This window comes from Pseudaquabacterium terrae (assembly GCF_013266755.1).
GTDB lineage: Bacteria > Pseudomonadota > Gammaproteobacteria > Burkholderiales > Burkholderiaceae_C > Pseudaquabacterium > Pseudaquabacterium terrae.
Map to the genome: position 1 here is coordinate 1 of NZ_JABRWJ010000012.1, position 12351 is coordinate 12351.

The 12351-nt window shown below is 67.4% G+C and carries 9 protein-coding genes; all 9 read right to left on the reverse strand.

Features of this window, described 5'->3' with window-relative positions:
* Positions 1–63 precede the first annotated feature (63 nt).
* On the reverse strand, positions 64–3771 hold the full coding sequence (locus HLB44_RS31015) for a carboxypeptidase regulatory-like domain-containing protein (RefSeq protein WP_173132599.1): 3708 nt from the start codon (positions 3769–3771) through the stop codon (positions 64–66).
* A 363-nt stretch (positions 3772–4134) separates the two neighbouring features.
* Positions 4135–5532, reverse strand: a complete 1398-nt coding sequence (lpdA, locus tag HLB44_RS31020) for a dihydrolipoyl dehydrogenase (protein WP_173132602.1) — start codon at positions 5530–5532, stop codon at positions 4135–4137.
* Between the two features lie 302 nt (positions 5533–5834).
* Positions 5835–6065, reverse strand: coding sequence for an addiction module protein (locus HLB44_RS31025; protein WP_173132605.1), 231 nt, complete (start codon positions 6063–6065; stop codon positions 5835–5837).
* Between the two features lie 46 nt (positions 6066–6111).
* Positions 6112–7422: a dihydrolipoamide acetyltransferase family protein gene (locus HLB44_RS31030; RefSeq protein WP_173132608.1), complete on the reverse strand. Its 1311-nt coding sequence runs from the start codon at positions 7420–7422 to the stop codon at positions 6112–6114.
* A 4-nt stretch (positions 7423–7426) separates the two neighbouring features.
* Positions 7427–8491: an alpha-ketoacid dehydrogenase subunit beta gene (locus HLB44_RS31035; RefSeq protein WP_217283873.1), complete on the reverse strand. Its 1065-nt coding sequence runs from the start codon at positions 8489–8491 to the stop codon at positions 7427–7429.
* Positions 8492–8493: 2 nt separating this feature from the next.
* Positions 8494–9741, reverse strand: a complete 1248-nt coding sequence (locus HLB44_RS31040) for a 3-methyl-2-oxobutanoate dehydrogenase (2-methylpropanoyl-transferring) subunit alpha (RefSeq protein ID WP_173132611.1) — start codon at positions 9739–9741, stop codon at positions 8494–8496.
* A gap of 218 nt (positions 9742–9959) precedes the next feature.
* On the reverse strand, positions 9960–10274 hold the full coding sequence (locus HLB44_RS31045; RefSeq protein WP_173132614.1) for a helix-turn-helix domain-containing protein: 315 nt from the start codon (positions 10272–10274) through the stop codon (positions 9960–9962).
* Positions 10258–10569 (reverse strand): type II toxin-antitoxin system RelE/ParE family toxin, encoded by a 312-nt coding sequence (locus HLB44_RS31050; RefSeq protein WP_173132618.1) that lies wholly within the window; start codon positions 10567–10569, stop codon positions 10258–10260. Before HLB44_RS31050 ends, HLB44_RS31045 begins: the two co-directional genes overlap by 17 nt.
* 42 nt (positions 10570–10611) lie before the next feature.
* Positions 10612–12345, reverse strand: coding sequence for a right-handed parallel beta-helix repeat-containing protein (locus HLB44_RS31055; RefSeq protein ID WP_173132620.1), 1734 nt, complete (start codon positions 12343–12345; stop codon positions 10612–10614).
* Between the last annotated feature and the right edge of the window lie 6 nt (positions 12346–12351).

Consider the following 12351-nt stretch of genomic DNA (forward strand, 5'->3'; position numbering starts at 1 on the left):
CTGCGGCTGGGCAAGCTGACGCATCTGCCGGTCTCCCCGTTCGCCGCGGCTATGCCGCGTACTTCAGGCGCGTACGCTCACTGAACGCCGGTTGCCCGTTCCACACGAAACGACGAAGAGCCTAATGGCTTCGCCAGAACCACCGATAGGGCCAAATCCGTTGAACAGCACGAACCCCGACGCATCCACTGTCATGGAAGTCGCATAGCCATCAGGGTTACGGCTGTTAGGCGACAGTGACCTCACTGCAAATCCGTACTCAGTGATGAGTCCGGACCTTAGGAAGTCAGGCACGCCCGGCCCAACCGGCCAGTGTCCATACGGATGTGCGGCGTATATGGCACCGTTCGGAGTCACCGCGATCGTTCCGGTGGCCCTCTCCTGAATCGGCCCCTCACCAGGCAGTGGCAGAACGCGTGTCAATACAGCGCCCCCGCCGCCAACCCGGTGTGCCGGATCTCCGGATCGTTGCTCGCCGTTCCCCAGCAGCAGCGTGCGCGAGATCGGGTCGTAGTGGTGATGATCGGAAAGGGTCCAGCCGCCCATTCGCTGGTCCGGACGCCCCAGTTCCAGCGGGAACCTGCGCACCGTCCAGTTCGTGACCTTGGTCCGGGTCACGTCGACGTCCATCTGCCCGCCACCGGGTCTGCCAAAGCTCATCGGGACATCAGCAGGTATCGTGTAGCCGGACTTGTAGACGTATCCGATCCGGATCGTCATCTCGGCGGCGCCGGACACGACCCGGCCATACGCATCCAGGCCATCCCACTGAATGTCCTGGGTCGAGTTGATCGAGGCCGGGAACTTCCACGAGAACCTTCGTCCGGCGATGTGCGCTTCGAGCAGCACCTCGACCACCAAGGGATTTGGAGAGCCGACCACCGGCACCGTGACCGTCCTGAGTGCGCCGATCGACGTCCTGGTGTCCCTGCTGCTGTAAGCCAATGCCAGCGATGTCCCGGCGATCGGAACCTCCTCGCGCAGCACCTGATTGTGGCATTCGATGATCGAGCCGGGCGCCGTGCCCGAGCACCCCGGCGGGCGGCTTGCCGGCGGGGGTGAAGGAGGTGGCCCCGGGGGCGGGGGCGCCCAGTTCATGTCGAGCGGTGTGAAATGGGTTGTCGTTACCCGCCACAGGCTCTGTCCCGGTGCGTACAGGCTGGACAGGTGCGAAAGCTCCTCTGCCGTGATCCCGAGTTGTGAAAGCGACTCGCCGCTGTCGGCAGCACCGTCGCCGTCGATGTCGAGTGCAGCGGATCCCCCACCTACGGACATGACCTTGACGATCCGGCCATTGGGCATCGGAACCCAGACGCCGAGCTCGCGGTTGTAGTAGCCAAGGGGCACGACACCCCCGACGGGGAATCCGATGAAGTTCTCGACGTAGATCGGGACCGCCTTGCTGAACCTCACTTCGGTGGCGCCGGCAGCGATGGCCTCGTCGACCGAGAACTCTGCAGCGTACGTATAGGCTGTGGTGGGATCCAATGGCGCCGGCATCGCAGCGGGACCCTTCGATCCCACGGTGAATTCCGTGGCTCGCACGCCGAGCGTCGTCAACGGCTGCTGCGTGCCGTTGGCCAGGACCATCGCGGCGGTCGTGCCTTGCGGAAAGAGCACCGTCGCCCTTCTGGTTCCGTCTTCATCCGTCGAGACGCTGCCGCGAGCGGCCTGCATCGGCTGGGCACCGTCCAGACTGACCGTCGTGACGAGAGGATCGAGCGCCGTAAGCACCACGTCATCAACGACCGCATAGTCCTGCCAGCGCACGTGCACATTGCGATGCACGCCGATGAAGCCAGGCTTCACGTAGCTCACGCGCAAAGGGCCGCCACCATTGACAGCCATGTCGAACACGCCATCAGCGCGCGTGAACGTGTGGCCATACGTGGCGTTCTTGTGGATCTGGACCTTCACCCCTTCGAGCGGGTTGCCCGTCGCGTCCGTCACCTTCCCACGCACGACGGCAGCACGCTTTGGCTCGATCGTCTGCGGGAGCACGCCGATCTGGATCGGGTTCGCGCCCTTGTAGAGGAACTCCGTCGATCGACCCATGATCGTCGTCGTCGTCGGATCGTTCGGTGTCGGATTGAGGGAGCCACCGCCACCGGAGCTGGAGCGCGTGACGATGATGGCGCGACTGGCCGTGACGCCTGCCGACGTGACCTTGACGGTCACCGTGTTGGGCCCGACCGCCAGGGGCACATTGGCGCTGAAGTTACTGCCGCTGATGTTGGCTGCAGCATCGTTCACCGTGATGGCGGTGTCGGCGGGGCCTGCGAATATGCCGGTCACCGAAACGCTGGGCGTCGACACCGTGGCGCCGTCGGTGGGGGAACTGATGGCGACCGTCAGGTAGTGATAGGTCAGCGGCGTCTGCCCGCTGTTGCCTGCTGCGTCGGTGGCTGTGAGCGACAACTGGTTCGCGCCGGGCGTCAAGCCGACACCGAAGTTGAACGTCGGGCCCTGCTGCGTTACCGCACCCAAGGTCACCGCACCGGGCTCGCCGATTTGTCCGCTAACCGTGATGCTCGGCTGATTGAATCGCGCATTGTTCGGCGGCGACAAGCCCTGGACCGACGGCGGTAGCCTGTCGATCGTGATGCTGCTGGCCACGCCGTTCGATTCCCGACCGAAGCGATCCGTGATCTTGGCGTTGAACTGATGCACACCCTCGGCCATCGCCGCCGAAGGCACGTGGTTGGCCTGGCGAGTGGCGGCGTCGTAGGTGAAGCCGTTGGCGATGGAGACGCCGTCCAGCACGGCGGTGAGCTGAAAGTTGCCCAGGCGATCGGCGGGCAGCGCGCACGGAACGCCGAAGCAGTGCGTGCCGTAGCCGAGGGTGAAGGTCGGCGTGGTGTTCGTCGTCGTCTGCGCCGGTGGCGCCAACAGATCCAGGGTCGGCACGAATTGAAATGGCGGCAACGAAATGGCCCCCACGTTCGGTCCCGCAATCTGGGCCAGGACGACACCGTTCGTGGCCAGGACGTACACGCCACCAGAGCGCGTGAGCATCCAGATTTCGCCGCTTCGGGCATCCCGGGCGACAACGCGGGACTCATACTGGGCTGCGAAGGTCACGCTGCTGAGCACTGCCCCCGAAGCGCTCAACCGAGACAGATTCTTCCCCGGCCTGACAGTCCAGACCTCGCCCGTGGGCGTGTCGACCATGGGCATCGCGTTGCAATGGCCGAGTTCGGTGGGAGCTTGTGCTAGGTCGTTCAGGTTGATACGCGCAAGCGTCGCGACGGTGCCACAACCGCTCGAAGCGCTGCCCGGGCTGGGTCGATACCACAAGGCTGATCCGAGCGCATCCAACACCGGCGCTTCGGAGGCGTCGATAGCGACGCCATTTCGCAGGCTGAGTGTTGTTCGGGCCGATTCCACACCCTGTGCGGTGAAGCGAACCAGCGTCCTGTCCGACAGCGCGAAGACGGCACCGTCGAAGCCGACTGCCAGATAGGCGCGGCTGCTGGATGGAATCGAGAACGTTGTCGAGCTCAACACCGCACCGGAGGTGCCGACGTGCACGAGCCTGTTGTTGTACGGGCCACCTTCGGGCGACGTCGCGATGTAGCTGAGCCAGACGCTGCCGTCACTGGGATCGGTCGCCAGCGAAACGTGGTGCATCATGTGCGGCAGCGCCATCGGCAGGTCGATCTGCATGGCACCACTACCATCGATGCGCTTGACGGCGGTGGAAGTCGTGAGCCACACGCCGCCGTGGATGTCGGCCGCGATGGCCGTGCCCGTTACCGGGATCGTGCGCACCAGCGATCTTGTGACGGCATCGATCTGATACAGCTGGCTGTGGGTCAGGACCCATGCGCTGTGGTTGGCAGCGAGGGAGTGCGGAGCGAAGCTTGCGAGCAGGATCGCCCAACAGCACGCCAGTGGCCCCGCCTGTCCGAGCAGTCTTGCCAGTCCTCGCGCAAGCCAAGAACCAAGAACCCGGATCAGGGCCAAGCCGCGCGGCACGATTCCCGCGGGCACACCAGCTGCGTGCATACATCCTCCCGTTTACCCGGCGTGGCTTGTCGCCATCGTCCCGGGTCCCTCATGGCCGCGCGGATGGTATTGAAGTAACGAAAGTGTTTCATCCCCCTAGGTCGAGGGGGATTGACCAAGGAGCGATCAGACGTGCAGCGCCCGCCCCAACGCCCGCAATGCCGCTTCCTGCACCGCCTCTCCTAACGTCGGATGCGCGTGGATCGTGCCGCCGACGTCCTCCAGCCGCGCGCCCATCTCGATCGACTGCGAGAACGCCGCGGCGAGCTCCGACACCGCGCGGCCGACCGCCTGCCAGCCGACGATCAGGTGGTTGTCGCGGCGGGCGACGACGCGCACGAAGCCTCCTGTCGATTCGAGGCTCATCGCGCGGCCATTGGCGGCGAACGGGAATTGCGCGCTGATGCAATCGACACCACGCCGCTCGGCCTCGGCCGGATCGAGGCCGACGACGACCACCTCCGGATCCGTGAAGCACACCGCCGGAATCGCCGCCGGCGCGAAACGGCGCTTGTGGCCGGCGATCACCTCGGCGACCAGCCCGCCCTGCGCCATCGCGCGGTGCGCCAGCATCGGCTCGCCGGTCAGGTCGCCGATCGCCCAGACGTTGCGCATGGAGGTGCGGCACTGCTCGTCGACCTTGATCGCGCGGCCGCTCACTTCGAGCTGCAGCGATTCGAGGCCGAAGCCTTGTGCGCGCGGCCGGCGCCCGACCGCCACCAGCACGCGCTCGGCCGGCAGCACGAAGTCATCGGCGCGGGTGCTGCGCACGCGCACCGCGTTGCCGTCGGCAGTCAGCCCCTCGACGCTGCAGCCCAGGTGCAGCACGACGCCCAGGCGCTTCAAGGTGGCCAGCACCGGGCGCGTCAGCTCCTCGTCGTAGCTCGGCAGCACGCGCTCGGTGGCCTCGACCACCGCGACATCGACGCCGAGCTTGCGGTAGGCGATACCGAGCTCCAGCCCGATGTAGCCGGCGCCGACGACGACCAGCCGCTTGGGCAATGCAGCCGGTGACAGGGCCTCAGTCGACGAGATCACCGCGCCGCCGAACGGCATCGCCGGCAGCTCGACCGGTTCGGAGCCGGTGGCCAGCAGCAGGTGCTCGCATTGCAGGCGCACGGCTTCAGCGCCGGCGGGCTGCACGTCGGCCGTCTTGCCGTCGCGCAGCGTGGCCCAGCCACGCACGACCTGCACGCCGGCCTTCTTCAGCAGCACGTCGACGCCGCCCGTGAGCCGCGAGACGATGCCATCCTTCCAGCGCACCGTCTGCGCGACGTCGATGCCCGGCTGCTGCACGTGAATCCCGAGCGGCGAGCTGTTGGCCCAATGCCGCGCTTTCTCGAACTCGTCAGCCGCATGGATCAATGCCTTCGACGGAATGCAGCCGATGTTCAGGCACGTGCCGCCGAGCTTTTCGCCCTCGACCAGCACCGTCGGAATGCCGAGCTGCCCGGCGCGGATCGCGGCGACGTAACCGCCGGGGCCGCCACCGATCACCAGCAGCGTGGTGTGTTGCGTGCGCATGAGATGGTCACTTCTTCAAACGCGTGAGCCAGTACTCCGGCATCCGGCGCTCGTGTGCGACGGCATGAATGAGGATGCCGTACTCGGCCTCCACGTACACGATCGAGTAGGGGAAATCGTTGACGGTCGCCGCCGAACCTCGCCCGTCACGATCCGTCCCGACTTCGGAAAGGCGGCCGCTCGCGAGGCGGCCATTTCGACCTGCTCGCGGAACCGAGCACCGAGCCCCTTTCGAAGTGCCTCGTAGTACGCCGTGTCGGCCAGAAGTTCGGCGCGCGCGAGCGACGTGAATCGAGCCTTCTTCACGGCGCGATCTTGCGCGCCTCGGCGAAAACATCCTCGGCCGCGTGGGTCTCCAGCTCACCGCGATCGTGAGCTTCCACCCGCCGTCTGATCTCGACTTCCCAAGCCGCCTCGATTTCTGCCAGCGGCGGCTCGTGAAGCGACTCCAGCAGCAGTTCCACCAGGCGAGCGCGATCCTCGGGATCGAGACTGCGCCCCCGCTCGGCAAGTTCGGCAACAACATCCGGCATGTCGGCTCTCCACACGTTCCATCGATGATACGCAGCGCACCCAGCCTCACTCGACAAACAGCAAGGCAGGCGATTCGAGCAGCGCGCGCACCGCCTGGATGAAACGCGCGGCGTCCATGCCGTCGATGACGCGGTGGTCGAACGACGACGACAGGTTCATTGTCTGCCGCGCGACGATCGCGCCGCCGCGCAGCACCGGCCGCTCGACGATGCGGTTGACGCCGATGATCGCGACCTCGGGGTGGTTGATCACCGGCGTGCTGACGATGCCGCCGAGCGGGCCGAGGCTGGAGATCGTGATCGTCGAACCGCTCAGCTCCTCGCGCGTGGCCGAGCCCTTGCGCGCGGCGTCGGCCAGCCGCGTGATCTCGGCGCCGATGCCCCAGGGGTCGCGCGCTTCGGCGTGGCGCAGCACCGGCACCATCAAACCGGCATCGGTCTGCGCGGCGACGCCCAGGTGGACCGCGCCGTATTGCGTGACCACGCCGGCCTCGTCGTCGAAGCGCGCGTTGAGCCGCGGGAAGTCGCGCAGCGCGATGACCACTGCACGCGCCAGCAGCGGCAGCAGCGTGAGCTTGCCGCGCTCGGCGGCGTAGCGCTGGTTCAGCTGCGCGCGCAGCGCTTCGAGCTCGGTGACGTCGATCTCCTCGACGTAGCTGAAATGCGGGATGCGGCGCTTGGCCTCCTGCATCTTCTGCGCGATGCGCTTGCGCAGGCCGATCATCGGCACCGCTTCCTCGTCGTGGCGCTCGGCATATCCGCTGCCCGTGCCGCGCGCGGCCATCGGCTGGCCGCGCGATGCGAGGTAGACGTCCAAGTCCTGGTGCGTGATGCGGCCGGCCGGGCCGCTGCCGTGAACGAACTGCAGCTCGATGCCGAGCTCCCAGGCGCGGTTGCGCACCGCGGGTGATGCGATCGGCTTTTCGCCGGGGGCGCGGGTCGGCGCTGTCGGTGCTGTCGGCGAGGAGAAGCGGCTCGCGGTGGCGACCGGCGCGGCGACCGGCGCGGCGACCGGCTCCGGCTCGCGGTCCGCTTCGCGCGGCGCCGGTGCAGGTGCGGGCGTTGGCGCGGCTGCGGCGGGGCGTGGCGAAGCGCCCGCTTTGAGATTGCCCGCACCAACCACCTCGATGCGGATCAGCTCCGACCCCACCGCCAGCGACTGCCCCACTTCGCCGCCCAGCGAGACCACCTGGCCCGCCACCGGCGACGGAATCTCGACCGTGGCCTTGTCGGTCATCACGTCGGCGAGCACCTGGTCTTCCTGGACCTCGTCACCCGGCTTGACGTTCCACGCCACCAGCTCGACCTCGGCAATGCCCTCGCCGATGTCCGGCATCTTCACGACATGAATGCCCATGGTCTCAAGCCTCCACCGCACGCTTGAACGCGGCACCCACGCGCTCAGGCCCCGGAAAATACGCCCACTCCTGCGCATGCGGATACGGCGTGTCCCAGCCCGTCACGCGCTCGATCGGCGCCTCCAGGTGGTAGAAGCAGCGCTCCTGCACCATCGAAGCGAGCTCGGCGCCGAAGCCGCATGTGCGCGTGGCCTCGTGCACGACGACGCAGCGGCCGGTCTTCTTCACCGAGGCCTCGATGGTCTGAATGTCCAACGGCCAAAGTGAGCGTAGATCGATGATCTCGGCATCGATGCCGGTCTCGGCCGCGGCGCAGGCCGAGACCCAGACCATCGTGCCGTAGGTCAGCACCGTCAGCGCGGCGCCGCTGCGAAAGACCGCCGCCGATTCGAGCGGCGTCGTGTAGTGGCCCTCGGGCACGTTGCACAGCTCGTGTTTGGACCACGGCACCACCGGCCGGTCGTGGTGACCGTCGAAGGGCCCGTTGTACAGCCGCTTCGGCTCGAGAAAGATGACAGGGTCGTCGCACTCGATCGCCGAGATCAGCAGCCCCTTGGCATCGATCGGATTGCTCGGCATCACGGTGCGCAGCCCGCACACATGCGTGAAGATCGCCTCCGGGCTCTGGCTGTGCGTCTGGCCGCCGTAGATGCCCCCGCCGCAGGGCATGCGGATGGTGATCGGCGCGGTGAAGTCGCCCGCCGAGCGGAAGCGCAGCCGCGCCGCTTCCGAGATGATCTGGTCGGCCGCCGGATAGAAGTAGTCGGCGAACTGGATCTCGACGATCGGCCGCAGGCCGTAGGCGCCCATGCCGATCGCCGCGCCGACGATGCCGCCTTCGTTGATCGGCGCGTCGAAGCAACGCGACTTGCCGTACTTCTGCTGCAGCCCTTCGGTGACGCGGAAGACGCCGCCGAAGTAGCCGACGTCCTCGCCGAAGACGACGACGTTGTCATCGCGCGCCATCGTCACGTCCAGCGCCGAGCGCAGCGCCTGGATCATCGTCATCGGCTGCGTCGGACCGGCCTCGGCAAGGGCCAGCTTGGCTTGTTCGGTGCGGGTCAACATCGTCACACCCCCAGTTGCTGACGCTGCTCGCGCAGATGCCACGGCATGTCGCGATAGACATCCTCGAACATCGACGCGGCGCTCGGAATGTGGCCGTCGAGCAGCGAGCCGTGGGACTCGGCCTCCTTCTGCGCCGCGGCGACCTCGGCTTCGAGCTCCTTGCGCGCCTGCTCGTGCTGCGCGGGCGACCATTCGCCCAGGCCGATCAGGTGCACCTTCAGCCGCTCGATCGGATCACCGAGCGGGAAGCGCTGCCAGTCGTCGGCGGGGCGGTATTTCGACGGGTCGTCGGACGTGGAGTGCGGGCCGGCGCGGTAGGTGACCCATTCGATCAAGGTCGGCCCGAGGTTGCGGCGCGCGCGCTCGGCCGCCCACACGGAAGCCGCATACACCGCGAGGAAATCGTTGCCGTCGACGCGCAGGCTGGCGATGCCGCAGCCGACGCCTTTCGCGGCGAAGGTGGTCGATTCACCGCCGGCGATGGCCTGGAAGGTCGAGATCGCCCATTGGTTGTTGACGACGTTCAGGATCACCGGGGCGCGGTAGACGTGGGCGAAGGTCAGCGCGGTGTGGAAGTCGCTCTCCGCCGTGGAGCCGTCGCCGATCCAGCCGGAAGCGATCTTAGTGTCGCCCTTGATCGCCGAGGCCATCGCCCAGCCCACCGACTGGATGAACTGGGTCGCCAGGTTGCCCGAAATCGTGAAGAAGCCTGCTCGCTTGTACGAGTACATCACCGGCAGCTGGCGGCCCTTCAGCGGGTCACGCTCGTTGCTCATCAGCTGGCACATCATCTCGACCATCGACACGTCGTCGCGCGCCAGCAGCAGCCCCTGCTGGCGGTAGGTCGGAAAGCACATGTCGCCGGCTTTCAGCGCCAGCGAATGCGCCACCGCGATCGCCTCTTCGCCCAGGCACTGCATGTAGAACGACAGCTTCTTCTGGCGCTGCGCGATCAGCATGCGGGCATCGAAGATGCGCGTCTTCATCATCGCGCGCAGGCCGCGGCGCAGCTGCACCGCATCCAGATCGGGCACCCAGGGTCCGACCGCGCGGCCCTGCTCGTCGAGCACGCGGATCAGCGCGTAGGCCAGGTCCTGCGTCTCGGAGTGCGGCGTGTCCACCGGCGGCCGGCGCACCTCGCCGGCGGGCGACACGTGGAGGAACGAGAAATCGGTGGCAACGCCCGGGCGCCCGGTGGGCTCCGGGACGTGCAGCTGCAAAGGCGTCGCTGGCGGCTGCTGCTGGTCCATGCATCGCTCCCAAGCCCGATCGTGTCGGGGCTGAATCGCCGTGGATGTCGGCGGCACCCGCCGGGTGAGGCGGGTGCGCCGAGCCTGTCCGGACGCAAGGTGGTGCGGGCGGACGGGGCTAGCGTAACGGATATTGGGGAGACCGGCGGTGGGAGCACCCTGGGATCGGGGCACACGCGGCGGGGCCGTGGCGCCAGCCTTCTCGCGTTAAGCAGGCATCACTTGCCCGCCACCGCCAAGAGCGCCTTGGGATTGGTGTTCGCGATGGCCAGCAACGTGCGCGCCGCGCCACTCGGCTGCTTGCGCCCCTGTTCCCAGCCCTGTAGCGTGCGTACGGATACGCCGAGCAAGGCTGCAAACTGGGACTGCGACAGTCCGGTCTTCTTGCGCGCTTCGATGACGGGCGACGTGACGACCTGCACCTGACCTGCCTTCATTTCGCGCACGGCCTGCAAGAGCTCGGAAGCAAGATCCCGCTGGGCTTCGTAGGCAGCGAGCTCTGCCTTGCTGAGGGGCTTACTCTTCGAGGGCACGGCGAATCTCCTTCAACTTGGGCCCGGTGAGGTTGTCCGTCTTGGCCTTGGCGTAGAGCGTCAGCAGAACAACTTCACCTTCGGCGGTGCGCGTGAAGTAGATGACACGCACACCGCCGGACTTGCCTAATCCGGCTCGACCCCAACGCACTTTGCGGATGCCGCCGGACTCCGGCACGACATCACCGGCGGATGGATGCTCGGCTATGTACGCCGCGAAGGAACCTCTTTCTTCCTCCGTCCAGTACAGCGGCCACTGGCGCTGGAACAGGAGCGTCTCTACGACGGTGAGCATGATGCAACTATACGCCTTGGGCGCATGGCTCTCAAAGGCGATTCACGGCGCGTTGGCACCGATCATCGTCCACGCCCCCATCCCCCCGCTCGAATAGAACCCCGGCTGCGTCGCCGGCGCCTGGGGTTTGAGCACCACATCGCAGCGCCCATCCCCATTGACGTCGGCGAACATCAGCTGCGCCAGCTTCTGCGGCTGCGCATTCAGGAAGCGCCATTGCTGCGTCACCGGCGAGCGGGCCCACCAGGTGACGCCGCTGGCCATGAAGCTGTCCTGGCGGCCGTCGCCGGCGAAATCGCATTGGCCGAGGGTGGCCATCGGGTCGGCGCCGAAGACGTTGTCGGGCCGCACATCGATCGGGTTCGAGATGTTGTCGCCGATGATGCCCAGTGCGCCGTTCTGCGCGATCGCGTCGTCGCGGCTGCCGTGCCGGAACACGTTGCCGGCGACCACCGCCTTGTCGATCGGATTGCCGCGTACCTTGATTGCCAGGCCGTCGCTCCACACCTGCGTCGGCTGGCCGTTGACGACGACCGTGCGGTAGCCGCCGGTGTAGAGCAGCGTGTTGCGCTCGATCATCAGCGTCTCGCCGGCGCGGCCGCAGCACCAGTCGCTGTCGAAGTGGCCGCGGTCGCCATGCATGTCGATCTGGTGCGTCTGCCAGCAGATGCCGGCGAACCCGCAGTGCAGGCCGCCGCCGGGCAGCACCAGGTTCTCGCGCGCGGTGTAGCCCGAGAAGTCGCCGCGGCCGTCCCAGCTGCCGCCGGCGATCGCATGGCGGTTCTCCTCGAACACGTTGCGCTCGATCAGCGCGTAACCACCGCCCGTCACCAGCACCCCGTAACCCTCCTTGCCGCGGTGCCGGTTGTGGTGGAAGTAGTTGCCGCTGATGCGCACCGCGCCGACGGTCTGGTTGCTGAAGCGCCCGGGCAATGCCCCGTCGCCGGCGTCACCCACCTCGACGCCGATCCCGCTCCACTTCGAGATCTCCATGTTGGAGACCACGATGCTGGTGATCGGCGTCGGCATGACGGTGCCGAAGGGCCAGATGCGGATCGCGCTCTCGACGTTGTTGTCGTCGTCGTCGCCGATGCCCGCGGTCGGCCCTTCGAGTCGGAAGCCGGCGATCTTCACCTTGTCCGAGCGGATCAGGAACAGCGACCTGCCCGGCCCGCGCTTGTCGGTGACGAAGATGCGCGGCCCGAGTGATCGCGCACCGCGCTCGCAGCCCGGCGCGGCGACCAGGCTGCGGTTGTCGGTGAGCATCAGGTTGGCATGGCCGGTCAGGTCGAGGTCGACGTTGCACAGCTCGATCACCTGCATCGGGTTCAGGTTGCTCGGATCCAGCGCGCCGACCAGCGCCTGCACCGGCCGCGCGGTGCCGGCGTCGATGCTCATGCGTGTCGGATAGCGCACCACGACGGTCACGCGCACCGTGCGCAGCAGCGCGCGCTGGCCGAGGCCGGTCCACATCAGCCGCAGTGCGTGTTGCTCGGTGCGCGGCGGCCGATCGGTGCGCGAGCCGATGGCCGGCACCGCGGCGCTGTCCAGTTCCAGGCTCAGGCCCTTGCAGCCGACGGGCGCCGACAGCGACCACGTCAGCGTGCGCGCATTCGGGAACGTCACCTCGCTCGCCGAGCTGCTGAGCTTGATCGTCGCGGCGTCGGTGCACACCGGCGGACCCGTTGGCCCGTCCGGCGGCACCGGCGGCAGCGCGCGCGCCGCGGTGCCCGCCAGCAAGGCGAGCGCGGCGAACAGACGAAGCGTCGGTGTCATCGCGCG

Coding starts and splice junctions, on each gene's coding strand:
- lpdA (WP_173132602.1), bottom strand. CDS start 5,532: ATGCGCACGCAACACACCACGCTGCTGGTGATCGGTGGCGGCCCCGGC.
- HLB44_RS31030 (WP_173132608.1), bottom strand. CDS start 7,422: ATGGGCATTCATGTCGTGAAGATGCCGGACATCGGCGAGGGCATTGCC.
- HLB44_RS31035 (WP_217283873.1), bottom strand. CDS start 8,491: ATGTTGACCCGCACCGAACAAGCCAAGCTGGCCCTTGCCGAGGCCGGT.
- HLB44_RS31050 (WP_173132618.1), bottom strand. CDS start 10,569: ATGCTCACCGTCGTAGAGACGCTCCTGTTCCAGCGCCAGTGGCCGCTG.
- HLB44_RS31025 (WP_173132605.1), bottom strand. CDS start 6,065: ATGCCGGATGTTGTTGCCGAACTTGCCGAGCGGGGGCGCAGTCTCGAT.
- HLB44_RS31055 (WP_173132620.1), bottom strand. CDS start 12,345: ATGACACCGACGCTTCGTCTGTTCGCCGCGCTCGCCTTGCTGGCGGGC.
- HLB44_RS31040 (WP_173132611.1), bottom strand. CDS start 9,741: ATGGACCAGCAGCAGCCGCCAGCGACGCCTTTGCAGCTGCACGTCCCG.